At 70.4% G+C, this 17,415-nt stretch carries 18 protein-coding genes and 2 pseudogenes; 14 read left to right on the top strand and 6 right to left on the bottom strand.

Annotated features, from left to right (window positions below; translation table 11 throughout):
- Nucleotides 1–858: serine/threonine-protein kinase (locus M878_RS78950; protein WP_023551032.1), on the bottom strand; the 858-nt coding region annotated here is incomplete at its 3' end.
- 111 nt (nt 859–969) lie between these two features.
- Here M878_RS78950 and M878_RS78945 point away from each other — a divergent pair.
- On the top strand, nt 970–1,479 hold the full coding sequence (locus M878_RS78945; protein WP_031226196.1) for a tetratricopeptide repeat protein: 510 nt from the start codon (nt 970–972) through the stop codon (nt 1,477–1,479).
- Nucleotides 1,480–1,674: 195 nt separating this feature from the next.
- Here M878_RS78945 and M878_RS78940 read toward each other — a convergent pair whose 3' ends face one another.
- The gene (locus M878_RS78940) at nt 1,675–1,980 is read right to left on the bottom strand and encodes a ribosomal protein L7/L12 (RefSeq protein ID WP_023551030.1); all 306 of its coding nucleotides are present in this window, start codon (nt 1,978–1,980) and stop codon (nt 1,675–1,677) included.
- 272 nt (nt 1,981–2,252) lie between these two features.
- Here M878_RS78940 and M878_RS78935 point away from each other — a divergent pair, with 272 nt between their 5' ends.
- Together M878_RS78935 and M878_RS78930 are read left to right on the top strand one after the other, a co-directional pair.
- Nucleotides 2,253–3,020, top strand: coding sequence for a polysaccharide deacetylase family protein (locus M878_RS78935; protein WP_023551029.1), 768 nt, complete (start codon nt 2,253–2,255; stop codon nt 3,018–3,020).
- Between the two features lie 334 nt (nt 3,021–3,354).
- Nucleotides 3,355–4,593, top strand: a complete 1,239-nt coding sequence (locus M878_RS78930) for an alpha/beta hydrolase family protein (protein WP_023551028.1) — start codon at nt 3,355–3,357, stop codon at nt 4,591–4,593.
- A gap of 180 nt (nt 4,594–4,773) precedes the next feature.
- Here the strand turns inward: M878_RS78930 and M878_RS78925 are convergent, their stop codons facing one another.
- Nucleotides 4,774–5,397 (bottom strand): DJ-1/PfpI family protein, encoded by a 624-nt coding sequence (locus M878_RS78925; RefSeq protein ID WP_023551027.1) that lies wholly within the window; start codon nt 5,395–5,397, stop codon nt 4,774–4,776.
- Between M878_RS78925 and M878_RS78920 the strand changes: the two genes are divergently transcribed.
- Complete coding sequence (locus M878_RS78920) at nt 5,384–6,823, top strand: aminotransferase-like domain-containing protein (RefSeq protein WP_245238244.1); 1,440 nt, start codon at nt 5,384–5,386, stop codon at nt 6,821–6,823. The genes M878_RS78925 and M878_RS78920 overlap by 14 nt on opposite strands.
- A 147-nt stretch (nt 6,824–6,970) precedes the next feature.
- Here the strand turns inward: M878_RS78920 and M878_RS78915 are convergent, their stop codons facing one another.
- Nucleotides 6,971–7,732 carry a group II truncated hemoglobin gene (locus tag M878_RS78915; protein WP_023551025.1) on the bottom strand — a complete coding sequence of 254 codons (762 nt, stop codon included), beginning with the start codon at nt 7,730–7,732 and terminating at the stop codon, nt 6,971–6,973.
- 78 nt (nt 7,733–7,810) lie between these two features.
- Between M878_RS78915 and M878_RS78910 the strand changes: the two genes are divergently transcribed.
- From M878_RS78910 to M878_RS78895, 6 genes and pseudogenes are all read left to right on the top strand, one after another.
- Complete coding sequence (locus M878_RS78910; protein WP_023551024.1) at nt 7,811–8,170, top strand: winged helix-turn-helix transcriptional regulator; 360 nt, start codon at nt 7,811–7,813, stop codon at nt 8,168–8,170.
- A gap of 290 nt (nt 8,171–8,460) precedes the next feature.
- A complete protein-coding gene (locus M878_RS78905) occupies nt 8,461–9,084 on the top strand; it encodes a LysE family translocator (RefSeq protein WP_031226190.1) in 624 nt (207 codons plus the stop codon).
- Nucleotides 9,085–9,156: 72 nt separating this feature from the next.
- Nucleotides 9,157–9,282, top strand: a complete 126-nt coding sequence (locus M878_RS000000101135) for a hypothetical protein (protein WP_023551022.1) — start codon at nt 9,157–9,159, stop codon at nt 9,280–9,282.
- Nucleotides 9,267–9,317, top strand: a pseudogene (locus M878_RS000000101490) (hypothetical protein); the annotation flags it as partial. The gene M878_RS000000101135 and the pseudogene M878_RS000000101490, both read left to right, overlap by 16 nt.
- Before the next feature lie 253 nt (nt 9,318–9,570).
- Nucleotides 9,571–9,819 carry a M14 family metallopeptidase gene (locus tag M878_RS78900; RefSeq protein ID WP_023551021.1) on the top strand — a complete coding sequence of 83 codons (249 nt, stop codon included), beginning with the start codon at nt 9,571–9,573 and terminating at the stop codon, nt 9,817–9,819.
- A 9-nt stretch (nt 9,820–9,828) separates the two neighbouring features.
- Nucleotides 9,829–11,043, top strand: coding sequence for an NAD(P)/FAD-dependent oxidoreductase (locus M878_RS78895; protein ID WP_023551020.1), 1,215 nt, complete (start codon nt 9,829–9,831; stop codon nt 11,041–11,043).
- Between the two features lie 151 nt (nt 11,044–11,194).
- On the opposite strand, the gene M878_RS78890 is transcribed toward M878_RS78895, so the two are convergent.
- A complete protein-coding gene (locus tag M878_RS78890; protein WP_023551019.1) occupies nt 11,195–11,893 on the bottom strand; it encodes a VOC family protein in 699 nt (232 codons plus the stop codon).
- 643 nt (nt 11,894–12,536) lie between these two features.
- On the opposite strand from M878_RS78890, the gene M878_RS78885 reads away from it, so the two are divergent.
- Both M878_RS78885 and M878_RS95030 read left to right on the top strand, forming a co-directional pair.
- Nucleotides 12,537–13,769, top strand: coding sequence for a sialidase family protein (locus tag M878_RS78885; protein ID WP_023551018.1), 1,233 nt, complete (start codon nt 12,537–12,539; stop codon nt 13,767–13,769).
- A gap of 122 nt (nt 13,770–13,891) precedes the next feature.
- Nucleotides 13,892–14,227 (top strand): transposase, encoded by a 336-nt coding sequence (locus M878_RS95030; protein WP_078630431.1) that lies wholly within the window; start codon nt 13,892–13,894, stop codon nt 14,225–14,227.
- Between the two features lie 111 nt (nt 14,228–14,338).
- On the opposite strand, the gene M878_RS78880 is transcribed toward M878_RS95030, so the two are convergent.
- Nucleotides 14,339–15,247, bottom strand: a complete 909-nt coding sequence (locus tag M878_RS78880; RefSeq protein WP_031226187.1) for an NADP-dependent oxidoreductase — start codon at nt 15,245–15,247, stop codon at nt 14,339–14,341.
- Between the two features lie 157 nt (nt 15,248–15,404).
- On the opposite strand from M878_RS78880, the gene M878_RS78875 reads away from it, so the two are divergent.
- Nucleotides 15,405–15,992 carry a TetR/AcrR family transcriptional regulator gene (locus M878_RS78875; RefSeq protein WP_031226186.1) on the top strand — a complete coding sequence of 196 codons (588 nt, stop codon included), beginning with the start codon at nt 15,405–15,407 and terminating at the stop codon, nt 15,990–15,992.
- A 131-nt stretch (nt 15,993–16,123) separates the two neighbouring features.
- Nucleotides 16,124–17,386, top strand: a pseudogene (locus M878_RS78870) (SLC13 family permease).
- Nucleotides 17,387–17,415: the final 29 nt, after the last annotated feature.

Raw genomic sequence — 17,415 nt, 5'->3', positions numbered from 1 at the left:
CTGCGCGGGCGGGGCTGCGGCCGCGGGCGGCGGGGGTGCGGTGAGGGTCGGACCGTACGACGCCTGTGCCGGGGCCGGCACCGGTGTCCCGTCGGTCAGCAGGTCCAGCAGTTCGGTGGGGATCGGCCGGGCGGCGGGGTCCTTCGCCAGGCAGCGTGCGACCAGGCCGGCGAGACCCGCCGGTACGGCGGCCAGGTTCGGCGGTTCGTGCACGGAGCGGTACATCAGCCCCATCGGCGTGCCCTCGCCCCAGGCGCTGCCGCCCGCCGCCGCGACCAGGACCGCGCCGAGGGCGAACACATCGGCGGCGCCGGTCACATCGTGGCCCAGGGCCTGTTCGGGCGCGAGGAAGCCGGGCGTGCCGAAGGCGGTACCGGTGGCGGTGAGCCGGGTGGACTCGACGGCCCGGGAGATACCGAAGTCGAGGACGCGCGGCCCGTCGACGGCCATGATGATGTTGCCGGGCTTGAGATCGCGGTGCACCAGCCCGCAGGAGTGGACGGACTCCAGCGCCTCGGCGAGCGCCGCGGCCAGCGCCCGCAGCTGCGGCTCGTCCATCGCGCCCCCGGCGGCGAGCCGCGCCGCGAGGGTCGGTCCGGGAATGTAGGCCGTGGCCAGCCACAGCGGGTCGCCGTCCACGTGCGCGTCCACGACCGGCGCCGTATGGAAGCCGCCCACGGCACGGGCGGCCTCGACCTCGCTGCGGAACCGCTCACGGAAGACCGGGTCGGCCGCCAGCTCCGCCTTGGCGACCTTCACCGCGACGGCCCGTCCACCACGCGTCCGCGCGAGATACACGGTGCCCATTCCGCCCTCGCCGAGCCGCCGCTCGACGAGGTATCCCCCGATGCGTTCCATGCGCACAGTATGGCCGCCGGCCTGCCCGCCTCCGGCACCCCCCTGACGACGTCACACAACAGAACCACCACGCGCCGCGCGACGGCGGTTTCCGTCTGCCAGGCTGGGGCGATGACCATGAGGACCACGGCGGAGTGGGAACAGCGGTGCGCAGCCCTGTGGGCGGCCTTCGAGGACTGCGACGCGGCGGAATTCCGGTCGAGGATCGAGGCGTTGGCCGCCGAGCTGCCGCAGGGACACGCCGTCGCCGCCTTCGAGCTGGCCTCCGCCTACGACGCCACCGACCTGGGCGAACGCGCCGTTGTGCACTACCGGAAGGCGCTGGACGGCGGCCTGGACGGCGACCGCCGGCGGCAGGCCGTCATCCAGCTGGCGAGTACATTGCGCGCGCTCGGCGACCCGCAGGCCGGCGCCGACCTGCTGCTCGCGGAGCGCGAGCAGACCTCGGACCACCTCGACGACGCGGTCACCGCGTTCCTCGCCCTGGCGTTCGTCGACCTCGGCCGGGAGCGGGAAGCCGCGGCACTCGCGCTGGGCGCGCTCGCCCGCCATCTGCCGTGCTACAACGTCTCGCTCGCCCGTTACGCCGCGGCCGTGGCCGACCCGGCCCCGAACGGCTGAGCCAGGCGGGACCGGCCAGGTTTCGCCCTCCGGCGACAGCGTTGCCGCGCGGGCGGGGTGGCCGTTCAGGGATGCCGCAGCACCGCCTGCCGCCAGGTGCCGGCCAGGCACACGATGTCGTCCCGCTGATGCTGGGCGCGCTGGTCCGGGAGCGAGGCTGCCCCGAAGATCGCGCCGACCGCCGGGCCGATGACGTCACCCCCCGGCAGAGCGACGGCGTCCCGCCTGGACCAGGCGCTCGACCGCCTCCTTGGCCTCCTTCAGACCCACGTCGGTCATCTCCCGGTACACCTTGATCGCCTGGACTCTCTTGCCGTCGCGGGCCAGCGCGATGACCTCGTCCATACGGGGATCGTCCTCCTGCAGCCCCAGGTGGCCGAGAATCAGGTCAAGTTTGTGCTCCACCCGGGCAACACGCCGATCCGCCCGGGAGATCCGGCTCTCGACGGCGAAGATGCCCGCGAGCACGGCGAGGAACAGAAAGAAGCCGGCAATGTCCATGATCAGCGATCATAGAGGGCCGGTCCGGGCAGCGGCATCCACGACTGACTGCACAGCCCCCGCGGGGAGCGGGACACGGCACCGGACCTTTCCAGGTAAGAGGAACGCTTGAATATCGTCAGGCTGTGGACCGCGGTGCCGCCGGTTTGCGCCGCCGTTTGGACTCCTCTTACCTCCTCCATGTTTCGCCGACGCGCGCGGGTCCCGACGACGGACCACACTGGAATTGGCCAGGCCACCGGAAGGCGCGGCCGCGACGGCGAGGTATCACGATGACTGCCAGGCCGGGTCGGCACCGTACGGCGGCGGCTCTCACCGCCACCGCCCTGTCGGTCGCCGTATCCGCACTCGGTACGACGACGGCGGCAGCCGCACCGCAGCACCCACCCCTCACCCGCCCTGCGCACACCCGCACCGTCGACTGCCGGGCCGTCAGATGCGTGGCCCTCACCTTCGACGACGGCCCGACCCGGTACACGGCCGCCCTCCTCACCACCCTGGAACACAGCCACGCCCTCGCGACGTTCTTCCTGATCGGACCGCACGCGCTCCAGTACCGCGCGGACGTGCTGAGGGAGTACCGGGACGGCGACGCGATCGGCGACCACACGGTCACCCACCCCCACCTCACCCTCCTGCCCCTGGCCCAGGTCGACCACCAGATCGAGGCCGCGGCGCAGCAGATCGCCTCGGTCACGGGCCACAGGCCGGTGCTCTTCCGGCCGCCCTTCGGGGCGTGGAACGCCCGTGTGCGGGAGGCGGCCGGCACCACGGGGATGGCGGTGGTGATGTGGAACGTCGATCCCCAGGACTGGAAGCACCACGACCCGGCCTTCATCGACCGGGCCGTCCTCGCCGGGGTGCGGCCGGGCGCCATCGTCGTTCTGCACGACCGCTACGCGACGACCCCGCCTGCCGTGCCCCGTCTGATCGACGCGCTGAGGGCCCGCGGCTACGACCTCGTCACCGTCCCCCAGCTCTTCGCCACCAGCGGCGGCCTGCACAGCGGGGTGGTGTACCACCACGGGCCGGGCCCGTGACTTACGGACCTTCCGGACACTGCCTGATCTTGCTTCAATCTTCCGATTACCGCAGGTCAGCGCCCTACCGGCGCCCCTCTGTGGCCGTTCTCGCAGGCCAGACGTTGTCCAGTCAGCCTGTCCCCGGTTGTCCTCCCTTGTTCCAAGGTGAGTTGAGAGCGGCCCGTCGGCGTCGACCGCATCGGCCCCAGGATGTAAACCCGTGGGCCGATGCCCGCGCGAGTGATCAATCGGTGGGCTGATGCCGCGCGGGAGGGGCACGCGACAGAGTTCCCCCGTGCCCACGGACTGGCCGTCGCGGCACAATTGACGATCCGTCACCACGGGAGGGACCGTGACCACCACGCCGTTCACCGGGCGGCAGGGCATGACGCGCCGCCGCATGCTGGGAGCCGCATTGGCCGCCGGGGCCGCCGTGCCGCTTGCCGCCGTCGCCAGCCCCGCGTGGGCGGACCCGGATACCCCGGCCGCTCCGCCCGCCCCCGCCCTCGCCCCGACGCGGTTCACGCTGCCCGTGCCCACCGGGCCGCACCCGGTGGGCACGGTTCAGCTGCACCTCGTCGACCGGTCGCGCCCGGACGACATCGCGGGCCCCGGGCACTTCCGCGAGCTGATGGCCACCGTCTGGTACCCCGCCCGGGACGTCGAACGGTACCCGGTGGCGCCCTGGATGCCGGCCGGCGCGTTGAAGGCGTTCCTCGCCGACGTGGGGTTCAGCGCCGTGGCCGACCTGGCGCCGTTCACCTCCGGCCACGTGGGTGCTCCGGTGCGGCGGTCGGGTCGGCGGCTGCCCGTCCTCGTGTACTCGCACGGCGCGCACAGCCACCAGGGCGACCACACCATCATGGTCCAAGAACTCGCCAGCCACGGATACGCGGTCGTGACGATCGCTCACCAGTACGACACATATGCCGAGTTCCCCGACGGCCGGATCGCCGTCCCGAGCGACAACCCGAAGGCCCCTGCCGCCCCAGGGGACTTCGCCGCAGACCTCCGCTTCGTCCTCGACTGCGTCGAACAGCTCGCCGCCGGGTGCAATCCGGACGTCGACCAGCGGGAGCTGCCGGCCGGACTGCTCGGCTCCCTCGACCCCCACTGCATGGGCGCGTTCGGCTGGTCGAAGGGCGGGACGGCCACTGCCTGCGCCACACTCGCGGACGAGCGCATCCGCGCCGGGCTGAGCCTCGACGGCCCGATGATGATGAACCCGCCGCTGACCGGCGACCTGGACCGGCCGTTCATGATGATGTCCGCCGTGTTCACCCGGGCAACGGATCCCACGGCCGCCGCGTTCTGGTCGCACCTGCGCGGGTGGCGGCTGAACATCCAGGCCCAGGGCGCCGTCCATGTGTCGTACGGCGACGACGAGGCGCTGTTCCCACAGGTGGCGAAGCTCTTCGGATGGAGCGGGCAGCAGCTCCAGGACTCGATCGGCACCCTCGATCCTGACCAGGCGGTGAAGATCCAGCAGGCGTACCCGCTCGCGTTCTTCGACGAGCACCTGCGCCACCGTCGGGGGCACCTGCTCGACGGGCCGTCCCCGGCCTTCCCGGCGGTGACGTTCCTCGCGTGAGTACCCGGGACCGCGGCGCCGCGGTCCGTCGACGGTGCTCGGGGTGGCCGGAATCCGCTCCTTGATCCGAATCGCCGCCCGTCCTGCCGGCCCACCCGGCCCACCACTCACGCCGAAGAACATCGAGAGCACCCGGCACAAGCTCGCGCGCCTGGTCGGTCGCTGCTTGCGACTGGTTGTTCAGACGAGCGCCGGTGTGGGAGCGGGCAGGTACGGAGTGATGTTGCGCCAGGCGCGCTCGATGTATTCCTCCTTCTCACCGACCGGGGCGACATAGTGCAGCGCTCCTTCGGCGGCGTCGTTGCCCTCGAGGCGGGCGATGATCCAGGCGGCGAGGTAGTGCGAGGCGAGGCAGCCGCCGGCGGTGGCGATGTTGTCCTTGGCATAGAAGGGCTGGTTGAGCACCTCGACGCCGGCGGCGACGACCCAGGGCTTGGTGATCAGATCGGTGCAGGCGGGGATGTCGTTGAGCAGGCCGAGCTTGGCCAGCACGAGCGCGCCGGAGCACTGCGCGGCGATGAGCTGGCGCGAGGGGTCCAGGCCGCGCAGGACATTCATGATCGCCGGGTCTTCGACGACCTCGCGGGTAGCGATGCCACTGCCGACGATGACGGCGTCAGCGGCACACGCCTCCTCAAGAGTTGACATCTGCCCGATGGTCACCCCGTTCATCGACGTCACCTGGGGACCGGGGGTGGCGATGGTGACACGCCAGTCGTCGGTCTTGATGCGGTTGAGCACACCGAGTGCGATCAGGGAGTCGAGCTCGTTGTAGCCCTCGAAGGTGAGGATGGCGATGTGCACGGTGGCTGTCCTTCCGGATGAGTGGGTCTTGACGGTAAGGACTCGCGAGCAGGACAGCCAAGGAATTGTCATGCATACAATCCGGTGCATGGCAGCCTCGCGGTACAAAAAGCTGGTCGACGCGCTCGCATCCGACATCCGGACAGGGCGGCTCGCCGCAGGTGTGCGGCTGCCGACGCACCGCGGGCTCGCCGCCCGCGAGGGCATCGCCGTGGTGACCGCGACTCGGGTGTATGCCGAGCTGGAAGCGATGGGCCTGGTGAGCCGGGAGCAGGGCCGCGGCACGTTCGTGCGTGACATCGCGGTTCCCGCCGGTCACGGCATCGATCAGCAGGTCGTCGCCACGGGTGCGGTCGACCTCAACTTCAACTATCCGTCGCTGCCCGGCCAGGCCGATCTCCTGCGGCAGGCTCTGCGAGAGGTGGCCACCTCTGGTGATCTCGACTCGCTGCTGCGCTACCAACCGCATCGAGGGCGTCCCCAGGACAGAGCCTCGATCGCACGGCACCTGAGGCGTCGAGGAATCACTCCTGACGCGGATCAGATCCTCATCGTCAACGGTGCGCAGCACGGCCTGGCCGTCACCGTCATGGCCGCGCTCAGCGCCGGCGACGTCGTCGCGGTCGACGCACTGACCTACCCGGGTTTCAAGGTGCTCGCGCATGCCTTTCATCTCGACTTGGAGCCCATCCCGACCACCACCGACGGGCCGGATCTCGATGCCCTGGAGAAGCTGTGCGCGACCCGCCCGGTGCGCGCGATCTACACCATGCCCACCTTGCACAACCCTCTGGGCTGGGTCATGCCGGCAACCGACCGCACCCGCCTGATCGAGATCGCTCGACAGCACGGTCTGCTCATCATCGAAGACGCCTCATACGCCTACCTGGTCGAGGACCCTCCACCGCCTCTGGCTGCAAGTGCACCGGACATCACCGTCTACGTCTCGGGTCTGTCCAAGAGCGTCGCCACCGGCCTCAGGGTCGGCTTCGTCGTCGCCCCGCCGTCTACGGTGCCGTCGCTCGAGCGCGCGATCCGGGCGACCACCTGGAACACCCCGGCCCTCACCACCGCGATCGCCTGCCGCTGGCTTGACGACGGCACGGTGGACCGCTTGGAAGCGCAGAAGCGAGACGACGCCAACGCCCGCCAAGCAGTCGCCAGACAAGAGCTGGCAGGCCTGCCCCTGATCAGTCACCCCTCGTCCTACTTCACCTGGCTGCCGCTGCCCGACGACACACGTGCCGATCGCCTGACCGCCACCCTCGCGCGTCAGCACATCTCGGTGACCACGGCGGAGCCGTTCACCACCTCGATGCACACACCGCAGGCGCTCCGCCTCGCTCTGGGCTCGACCGATCTGGACAGTCTCCAGTCGACGCTGCGTACAGTGCGACGAGTCGCGATCGAGGACGCCTACGCCTGAACTCGCCTCGACCAGCCGATTCCTGCCCGCACCGAGGTCTGCGTACGAAAGATCGTCGGCACTGGAGGCCTGAGGAAACCTGGTCGGCCTGCGACCCGAGAGGAGACTCCACGAGGGGGCGCCGGGGGGTGACGGCTGTCCCCGCGATCAGCCCCGGTACGGCGGCGTGATGCCCCAGTCCCAGCGGGGCATCGGGGACTCGGGCAGCGGGGGCGGGTTGGGGCCTGAGTAGATCAGCGCCATGCGCGTACCCCACTCCAGGTAGTACGCGAAGACCGCACGGAATTCGGGGTCGTCCGGAAGGCCGACCTCGTCGGCGGTGTCGATCAGCAGAGCCACCCACCGGCGACGCTGCTCTTCGGTGAGCCCGCGGCCCACGTGGCGGGATGCCATGTGGCGATGGCCGCCCCGCTGTGCGCTGTACCGGGCCGGACCGCCGAAGACCTCGCCGAGCCAGGCCGCGACGTGCTCGGCATGGTGCGGGTCCTTCCCGGCGAAGACCGGGGCGAGGAGTTCGTCCTCGGAGACCCGCTCGTAGAACCGGGCGAAGAGCCGTTCGAAGGCTCCCGCCCCGCCGGCCCACTCGTACAGGGTCGGGTTCGCCCCGCCCCGGCCCACGACCTCGGTGTCCTCGTAGTGGCGCATCTCCTCGATCGACTCGACGTACGGCCTGATCTCGGCGAAGAAGGCCGCGAAGTGCTCGCCCTTGCGGAAGCCTTCGAGGTGGTCCGCGGCCGAGGTCCAGCGGATGCGCAGGATGTAGGCGCCTGGTTCCTCGGTGCAGCGGGCCAGTTCGTAGTCCACGCACTGCTCGGTCTCGCCGAGCGGCTCGGCGGCCCGCAGGTACGCCTTCTCGAATTCCGCCCGCTGTGGTTCGGCTATCCGGTACCGGATGTACTCGACAATCATGCCAGGACTGAACAGCACCTCCGGGCCCCCGGCAAGGACTGACCCGGCGGTAAGCACCCGGAAGAGGACAGTGATGTCATGACGATGCCGATACCCGAAGACGGGCAACGCTTCCGCTGCCCCGTCGAGTTGACCCTGGAGGTGATCGGCGGCAAGTGGGCCACGATCGTGCTGGCGCACCTGAAGGAGGGCGTGCACCGGTATGGCGTGCTCCGGCGGCGGATGCCCGAGGTCAGTGAGAAGGTGCTGGTCCAGCGGCTGCGCAGGCTGGAAGCCGCGGGACTGATCGAGCGACGGTCCGACGGCGGCAACCCGCCGGGTGTCGAGTACCGGCTGACCGAGGAGGGGCTGAGCTTGGTGCCCGTACTGGAGGCGCTGTACGCCTGGGGCGAGCAACGCGCGGCACGCACCGGTGTCCGGATCGAGCCCCCGGAATGACCGCATCCGCCCTCGCTGACGACCAGGGTGCGGCGCCACAAGCCTCAGGCGCCGCGCGCGTTCGTACCCGCACTGGAACAGGCGCCCTCGCCGCCTGCGGGCTACGCCATTCTCGGCGTCGCGCGCGCCTGCTCTCACCGGATGACGAACTGCAGGTGCGAACGGTCATCCGATCTACGCGTCGGCCCCGTGCGCGCCCACCGTCGTCCACGACTGTCCTCCGGTTCCCGCAATTCGTCAGGCAGACAACGGGCTTGTGAGGGCACTCGAACACTCGGCATGCTGACCCGATGTTGCCATCCATCGTTCCGTTCGTCGGTGCGGCTTTTCTGATTGCGATGGTCCCCGGGCCGAGTACGGCTGTGATCCTGCGCCGAGCGGTGATGAACGGCCGCAGAACCGGTATGGCCACGGTCCTGGGCAATGAGTGCGGGGTGCTGCTGTGGGGTCTCGCGGCGGCGTTCGGGCTCTCCGCCCTGCTGCTGGCCTCGCGGATCGCCTACGACGCGATGCGGATCTTCGGCGCCGCGGTACTGGTGTGGATGGGGGCCCGCGCGCTGTGGCAGGCGCGGCGGGCCGGCGGGCCGGGTGCGGAACCGGTGGAGACGGCAGCGGTGGGGCATCGGCGGGCGTACTGGCAGGGATTGGTCACCAACTTCGCCAATCCCAAGGCGGGCGTGTTCGCCGTGTCTTTCCTGCCGCAGTTCGTACCGCAGGGAGCCCCGGTACTGCCGACGCTGGTCGCCTTCTCGGTGATCTGGGCGCTGGTGGACCTGATGTGGTACCTGCCACTGGTCTGGCTGGCCGGGCGCGTACGCAGCACGCTCCAACGGCCGTCGATTCGACGCCGGATGGAGCAGATCTCCGGTGCCGTCCTGGTCGGGCTGGGGCTGCGCCTGGCGGTCGAGCCGTAGACAGTCAAAGCCACCTGTCCACGTCCCCGCTCTCAAAGGAAGAGACAACCGCTGTGCACGCCGTCATCTGACGTGGAGGCCACCACCGAGGGCCGTTACGAGACGCAGCAGCTCGCACTGCGCGGCCTGGCCTTCGCCGGGACCGACCACAAGGCAAGAAGCCTGGGCGGCCTCCGGCTTGGCCCCGGCGGCAGCTGATCGACGGCATACGGTGGTGGACGCGGACGAGCACCCCGGGGCGGGATGTGCCCGACCGGTACGGCCCGTGGGACCGGGTGTACGACTTGTTCCGGTGTCATCCCATCGATGGGAGCGGAGCCACTGTGCAGATGCCGCTGCGCCATGGCTTCCGCCGTCCTACCATCAGCGGTGTTTTCGCAGCCCAACAGCCGGGCCAGGCCAAGGAGAGCGTTCGGCCCAGCGCCGACCACCGGGCGCTGCTCTCGCACTGCGACGAGCGCGCCAACAACCGCACAAGGAGTCTCCATGCGCCAGCACGTCGACCTCGCCGTTGTCGGCGACGGCATACTCGGCAGGTCGATCGCCTTAGCCGTGGCCGAACGCGACTCGGACCGCACCGTCCTGCTCGTAGGACGCGCCGGCCCGGGTGCGAGCCGGGCGGCCGGGGCGATGCTCGGTGCGGTCGCCGAGGTCACCACAGACTCGCTGCGCACCGAAACCGCCCGCGCCCGCGTCGAGTTGGCCCGCATCGCGTCGCACCGCTGGGCCGACTGACGCGACCGGGTGCGGGCGTACTGCGGCAGCACCGCCCCGCACGACGGCTTCGCAACCGGCACCTTCGTCCTGCTCAACGCCGTCTCGACGACGATGGAGGACCGCAATTTCGCCGCGATCGAAGAGGCGGCGAGAGAGTGGCGCGAGCCCGTCGAACGGATCGACCCGGGCGACATCCCCGGCCTGAACCCCCTGGACAGCGCACGCGCCACCCGCGCCCTGCACCTTCCCGACGAACGCTACATCGACGCCCGCGCCTGGCTGGCGACGCTCGACCTGGCACTCGCGGCACTCCCGGGAGTCCACCTCGCCCGCCCCCGAAACCTCCGGCTCTCACCCGCCGACGGCGGCCGGTTCCGCATCGACCTCGGCGACCACCACGTCATTGCCCGGCAACTCGTCGTGGCCGCCGGCGTGTGGACCGAGGACCTCGTCCGGCAAGTCGCCCCGGATGCCGCCCTGGTGCCCGTCCTGGCCGGCGAGGGCAGCGCCGTCCAGGTGCACACGGAGGCGGCGGGCCCGGCGCCGACCGCTGTGCTCCGTACCCCGAACCGCGCTTATGCCTGCGGCTTGCACGCCGTACCGCAAGCGGACGGCACCCTGTACCTCGGAGCGACCAGCAACCCCGCCGTCCACCCCACCTCAAGCCCGAGCCTGGACAGCCTGCGCAACCTGCTGGAGTGCGGCATCACCCAGCTCAACCTTTCCCTGACCTCCGCCCGGGTGGCTCAACTCCACCACGGCAACCGGCCGATCGGCATCGACGGGTACCCGCTGCTCGGCCCGACCGGCACCCCAGGACTATGGGTGGCGACCGGCACCCACCGCGAGGGCCTGCACTGCTCCCCGGTAATCGCCGCCGAGCTGGCGGCCGGGCTCGCCGCGGAGGCCGAAGGGGCCGCGGGCGCCGACCTGTTCACCTCCGCCGACCGACCGCTGACCGCCCGCTTCGCTCCCGAACGCGCGCTGATCTGCGAGTGGACGCGCGAAGAAGCCGTCACGGAGGCCGCGGTGCACCACCACGCCGTCGCCGTGGAGGCCGGTATGCGTCCCGCCCTGATGGGCCGCTGGCCCGACCGGCTGCGTGAGATGTACGCGCGGCACCTGCGCGACACCTACGCCGCCCTGCCCGACGGTTTCGTCCTCCCCCCGCACTTCGCCCCGGCGGCCTACGAGTCCGGCGAGGAGCTGAGGAAGATCCTCGAAGCCCACCTGCAACGCTGACGGCGGGCCTGGCGACATGGGCTCACCGCCCTCCTCGTGCCATGGAAGGTGCGTCGCGACGCTGCCGGGTAGGTGCTCCTTCACAGCTGGCCGAATTCACCTCGGCGAGATCCCCGGCATCCGGCAATATGGTCTCGTCGGGCAGGGGTTTTCACGGCCGGCTGGCGTCTGGCCCAGTCCAGCCGGCCACGCCGACACAAGCCTCGTTCCCCTCGGGGTCGGCCAGCACCCAGTTCGACGGCGCGTCGGCATCATTCACCAGACGGCCGCCGGCAGCGAGCGCCGCGGCTATCCGCGCCTCGGCCTGGTCGTACGGCACCCAGACGTCGACGTGGACCCGGTTGCGCTGCGGGCGTGGTGCGTCCATGTGCTGGAAGTAGAACGGTGCCCCGCGGCGCTGCGGGTCGATCAGGTCCTCACCGCTGTTCGCGCGGTTCTGGTACCCGAGGAGGGCTCGCCAGAAGGGCACCACGTCCGGACCGGCGAGGGCGTCGACCGTGACCTGGACGGTCTGCACGGCGGACGGGTCGGCTGGAATGTCCAGCGTGCGCGCCACTTCCGAGATCTGCCGGGCCAGCTCGATGTGCCGCTCGGTAAGCCCGTAGTAGTCGTCCGTGATCGTGATCAGCCGTATGGTCACACCCTCGTGCCGCAGGTCGACGTCCGGGTGCCCGTCCCCCACGCCCGGCAACTCGCTGATCGCCTGCACGAGCCGGGCGCCGATCGTGAACGACCCGGTGCGGTAGTACGCGCACGCCCCCTCGCCCAGGACACGCCAGTCCTCCAGGCCGGCGGTCTCGTGGAACTGCTGCGGCCTGATGCGTTCGATCTTGCCCTCTACATAGGTCATGCGTTCAACGTAGCGTGCAGGTACGACAACTCCCTTCGGCCAACCGGCACTTCGGAGCTACCCATCTGGTGCAGCGGACGGCCGCGTCGGGGGTGGACAGCGGCTGGCGTCGAGCCGGGCAGCCGCGGCGAGGAGTTCGTCGTACACCTTGCTGTACTCCTGCGCGTGTACGGTCGCGAGGTCATCCACAAGGTATGTGCGGCGTTCGGGTGGGGCTGGGACTGGAACCGCTGGCGGAAGTTGGCGCAGACGGCGCGAAGCGCAGAGCTCAAGCTGAGCACACGCCCCTTCTCGCTCCTGGTGCTTCGCACGGCAAGGTCGTGCGCCCTGGCCACTCGGGCCACCCGGAGGGATGCTGCGCCCGACGTGTGGAGGAGAAATGAGCACGAGGATGCATCGAGACGGCCCGGCCCGGCCATTGCGGACCATCGTTGTACTGTGCGCTTGGCTGGTCTCCCTTGGTGTCGCCGGCCCGGCGCAGGCAAGGGCGGACTCCTCTCAGTCGGTGCAACCGCCCGCACGCGGGGCACAGGCTCCGCTCGTGAGCGCCGTCACCGACAGCGCGACCCTCCACCGCGTTTCCGGCGCGCCTTTTCAGACCGAGCCTGCGCCGGTCTGTTCGAGCCAGGGGGGCGACCGGGAGGTGAGCCTGGCCGTCGACCCGAACAATCCCGCCCACATGGTCGCGGCCTGGATGCAGGTCATGGGCTCTCCCGGCGCGGAGACGGGCACGATGACGCTCACGGCTTCATCGAGCGACGGTGGGAGCACCTGGAGCCCGCCGGTCCCCGCTCCCGGGGGACAGGTCTGCTCCGGCGGAACGCTGCCCGACGTCGGCGATCCGAGCCTGTCCTTCGGGCCCGACGGACGCGTGTACCTGGGGCGCAACGCGCTCGCCGGCCCCGTCTTCATGACGACATCACCCCCGGGGACATGGCCACCGCAGTGGACCCCGGCGACGATCGTCGATTCCCGCGCGGACGACTCCGACACCGTGGTGGCCGACCCCCTCAGCCCCGGCACCGCCTACGTCACGTTCACCAACCTCTCGACCGGCGCCCTCATGCTTGCGACCACCCACGACGGTGGCCAGACCTTCGCCGTGACACCCATCGATCAGCCAGTCGACGAGTCCGATGTCCTCTCGCGCATGGTGGTGCTGTCTGACGGCAAGACCCTGCTCAACGTGTTCCACCGATGCCCGCTGGCTTGTCAGGCTCCCTCGCACGACCTGTACGCGACCCGTTCCACCGACGGCGGCGCCAGCTGGTCCACGCCAAGCAAGATCGCCACGGTCCCGTCCGACGGCGCCAAAATCGTCGATCCTCAGAACGGAAACGAGTTCGGCAGCGACGGGGCAGTCTCGTCCTTGGCGGCCGGGCCGAACAACTCGGCCTACCTGGCCTGGACGACCTGCACGCTCTCCCAGGTCAACCCCCTCGACTGCGCTCAGAACAGCCCGGGTGAGGTGATGGTCGCCTCCTCGGCTGACAGCGGCGCCACGTGGTCCTCGCCGACGGACGTTCACCGCCCGGCCGAGACCTTCCAGGCCAACGTCGCGGTGGCCGCGAACGGCACGATCGGGCTGACCTGGTACGACTTCACCGACAACTCCTCGACGAACCCGATCCTGCCCACCACGCGGTGGCTGGCCCGCTCGGATGACGGCGGCAAGACCTTCTCGACCTCGCATGTGCTCGGCGGCCCGTTCGACATGCGGGCCGTGCACAACGGGAGCAAAGAGGTGGGCGACTACCAGAGTCTGGTCCCCGCGCCCGGCGGTTTCGAAGCGGCGTTCACGCTCGGGTGCTCGGCGAGCGCGCCGTGCCAGGCGCCGGACCCGGCAGACATCTTCGCAGCGTTCGCGGGAAGCTGAGGGGGTGCTGTGAGGTCACAGGAGAGCTGGCGCATTGAGCAGCTGGGGGCATTCGTTTACAAGGCCGAGCGTCTCGACCTGACTGCCGCTGATTCCCCAGAGGCTGCTACTGACGAGCCTGGATCACCAAGAACAATCCCCGCCACCTCCTCGCCCTGACCCGCACCGGCCTCAACCGGCGTCAAGACAGCCACGCACGCTGTAAGTTCCTCACCTGGTGCGCGGATTCCGGCATCCCCGAAGTGCGGCAGCTCGCCATCACCGTCGACCGCCGGCCCGAGACCGAAGCGTTCATCGACACCTGTCACAGCAACGCCAAGAGCGAAAGCATCAACCGAGTGATCAAGCTTCCCGCCCGTAACCCGTTCGGCTACCGCAACGTGGACAACCAACGGCTACGGACACATTGCGTCACCACCCGCCGAGCCCGCGGACACCTCCGCACCGCTCAACTTTGAAGACCCGGAAATCCGGACCGTCCAGTACGCATGGGCCGCAACCGGTCTGGGAGTGTCCCGGCTGCGGCCCGGGGCCGCCTCACTTGCCCGCGCGAGACGGGGGCTGCGGGGTCAGGGGAGGAGGACGACCTTGCCCTCGTTGCGGCGGGCTTCGATGTCGGCGTGGGCCTGCGCGGCCTCCGTCAGGGGGTAGGCCCGCCACACTGGGACGTCGAGCTTGCCTGCGGCGATCAGGCCGGCCAGCTGCGGCAGGGCCTCGGGGAACCGGTCGGCCGGGTCCATTCCGGTGAAGCGCACCCCGTGCTGGGCGAAGGACGGGTCGGCGATGGTGATGACCCGGCCGGCGTCGCCGGCCAGGGCGACGGACTCGGCGAGCACGCCCGCGCCGGAGGCGTCGAACACGAAGTCCACCCCGCCCGGAGCGGCGGCCTTCACCCGCTCCACCCAACCCTCGCCGTAGAGGACGGCGGTGGCGCCGAGGCCGCCGACGCGCTCGATGTCCTGCTCGGCGACGGTGCCGACCACGGCGATACCGCGGGCGGCGGCCAGCTGCACCGCGATGGTCCCGACGCTGCCGCCCGCACCGTGGATCAGCAGGGTCTGGCCCGCTCCGACCCCCAGGTGTTCCAGGGCCCGGTAGGCGGCCTCGCCGACGGTGATCAGGGCGGCTGCGGTCTCGAACGACAGCTCCTTCGGCTTGGCGAACGGGCGGTCCAGTAGCGCGAACTCGCTGTAGCCACCGACTGCCGCGACGCCGAAGACCTCGTCGCCGACCGTGAAGCTCGCCTCCTCGCCGACCTTGTCGACCACACCGGCGACGTCCCAGCCCGGGATCATCGGGAACTCGACGGGGAAGACGCCCTGCATCATCCCCGCGCGGATCCGTACGTCGATCGGGTTCACGGCGGCGGCCCGCACGCGGACGCGGACCTGGCCCGGGCCCGGCTCCGGCGTCGGGACCTCCGACAGTGTCAGCACGCCGGGCGCGCCGTACTCGGAGAAAGTGATCGCAGTGGACATCAGGAACTCCCACAGGGAAGGGAAACTGCACACACCCTGAATCATTCAGTGCGTGTGATTACTCTTCCGTGTATCACACACAGCGTGTGATTGGTGAAGTCCGACGACGGTGGCCCTCATCACACATCACGTATGATTCTTGCGTAGGATGGAGACCATGTCGTCCACACCCGTCCACCGCCGGAAGCCAGCACTCAGCAACCCGCGCGTCCAGCGCACCCGCACCCGCATCCTGGCCGTCGCGCGCGACCTGCTACCCGAGGTCGGGCCAACCGGACTGACCTACGCCCTGCTGGCCGAACGGGCCGATGTCACCCGCCAGACCCTCTACCGGCACTGGCCAGGCCGGGCGGCCCTGCTCTTCGACCTCATCCTCGAAGGCCCCGACTCCGGCACCTACCCCGAACCCGGCAGTGACGTACGCGCCGTGGCCACCGCCTGGCTCAAGAGCCTGCGCGCCGGGATCAGCGACCCAGCCATCCGTACCGCCGTCCTCGCCGTCACCGCCCAGGCCGATCACGACCCCGACAGCGCCCAGGCCCTCGTCCGCATCGGCGAAGACCGCCATGCCGCCCTGAACAAGCTACTGGAGCCGTCCGGCGTCCAGATCAACGACGACGAGTACACGATGCTGTACGGCCCCGTCCTCGCCCGGCTCTTCCTCGACCGCGGCCAGGTCACCGACGCCTTCATCGACGCCGTCGTGACCCAGTGGCTCACCGCCCTGCACCATGCGGGCGCATGACGGCGATTCTCATACAAATGAGCGGTTCTGAGAGATCACGCCCCCGCCGGACCGTGTCCAGTTTGTCCATGATCTTCGTTCTCACAACCTCTCATTTCGGCGAGCACGAAGCGTGACATCCTCCTCCAAGGATCACCGCATGGCGCCTGTCGCCCTCCGCCGCCTTGCTGGTGCTGGTGCTGGCCTGCGCGGTCATCCGACCGTGGGGCTGGCCGGAGGCGGTGGTCGCGGTCCCGGCCGCGGCCCTGGTGATCCTGACCGGGGCGGGCGGTGTCGCTGAACGCCGCACGGCAGGAAGCGCAGCGGCTGGGGCCGGTGATCGGGTTTCTGGCGGCGGTGCTGGTGCTGGCTCAGCTGTGCGACGACGAGGGACTGTTCCATGCCTGCGCTGCGGGGCATGGATGGCCCGGGCGGGGGTGGGGCGGCCGCGCAGGCTGCTGGTGCAGGTGTTCGTGAGCGCGTCGGTGATCACGGCGGTGCTGAGCCTGGACGCGACGGTGGTTCTGCTGACTCCGGTGGTGTTCGCCACCGCCGCCCGGCTCGGCGCCCGCCCCAAGCCGCACGTGTATGCCTGCACCCATCTGTCGAACACGGCGTCGCTGCTGCTGCCGGTCTCCAACCTGACGAACCTGCTGGCGTTTGCGGCCAGCGGGCTGAGCTTCACCCGCTTCGCCGAGCTGATGGTGCTGCCGTGGCTGGTCGCGATCGGGGTGGAGTACGTCGTCTTCCGCCGATTCTTCGCGGCCGACCTGGACGCCGGCGCGCAGGCTGCGCCCAGCGGCGAGCCGCCCGAGCTGCCGCTGTTCGCCCTCGTCGTGGTGGCGTGCACGCTCGCCGGGTTCGTCGTGACCTCGGCGCTCGGAGTGAATCCGGCGTGGGCGGCCGCGGCCGGTGCGCTGGTGCTGGCCGCCCGTGCCCTGGCCCAGCGCCGCACCACCTCGTCGGCTCTCGTGCTGGCTTCCGCCATCCCCTTTCTCGCGTTCGTGCCGGCGCTGGGCATCGTGGTGCGCGCGGTGGTCGACAACGGGCTCGACGATGCGCTCGGCCATCTCATCCCCGACGGCAGCAGCCTGCCCGCTCTGCTGGCCGTCGCGGTGCTGGCCGCTGTCCTGGCGAACGTGATCAACAACCTGCCGGCGGTCCTGGTGCTGCTGCCGCTCACCACCCAGCTCGGGCCGGGCGCGGTGCCGGCCGTGCTGCTCGGGATGAACATCGGCCCGAACCTCACCTACGCCGGATCGCTGGCGACGCTGCTGTGGCGGCGGATCGTGCGCGAGCACGACACTGAGGTGGAGCTGGCCGAGTTCACCCGGCTCGGCCTGTACACGGTGCCCGCTGCGCTCGCCTGCTCGGTGGTGGCGCTGTGGGCGGCGCTGCACCTGACCGGAACCTGACCCGAGCCGGAGACACGAGGCCGGAGGCT

Origin of the sequence: Streptomyces roseochromogenus subsp. oscitans DS 12.976, from assembly GCF_000497445.1 — a bacterium.
Lineage (GTDB): Bacteria > Actinomycetota > Actinomycetes > Streptomycetales > Streptomycetaceae > Streptomyces > Streptomyces oscitans.
The sequence above is the reverse complement of the archived record's forward strand: the minus strand, read 5'-3'. Positions and strand labels throughout refer to the sequence as shown.